The organism is Marinobacter iranensis (genome assembly GCF_029207565.1).
GTDB classification, from domain to species: Bacteria; Pseudomonadota; Gammaproteobacteria; order Pseudomonadales; family Oleiphilaceae; genus Marinobacter; species Marinobacter iranensis.
Genome location: NZ_JANCMW010000058.1, coordinates 1 through 302 on the forward strand (window position 1 = coordinate 1; position 302 = coordinate 302).

1 protein-coding gene is annotated in these 302 nt (G+C 69.2%); it reads right to left on the reverse strand.

Features of this window, described 5'->3' with window-relative positions:
- A partial coding sequence (locus NLU14_RS21430; RefSeq protein WP_275710442.1) for an ATP-binding cassette domain-containing protein occupies positions 1-302 on the reverse strand: 302 nt, incomplete at both ends.

Below are 302 nucleotides of genomic sequence, written 5' to 3' on the forward strand. Positions count from 1 at the left end.
GAGCCCGTTCTTGCGCAAGAGCCAGGCGTGCGTGCCCTGCTCGGCGACGCGGCCGGACTCCAGCACGATGATCCGGTCGGCATGAACCACCGTCGAGAGCCGATGGGCGATGACGATGGTCGTGCGGCCGTGCTCGATCGCCTCCAGCGTCGCCTGGATGTCCGCCTCGGTCCGGCTGTCGAGCGCGCTGGTCGCTTCGTCGAGGATCAGGATCGGCGGGTTCTTGACCAGCGTGCGCGCGATGGCGACGCGCTGCTTCTCGCCGCCCGAAAGCTTGAGCCCGCGCTCACCGACCCGGGTAT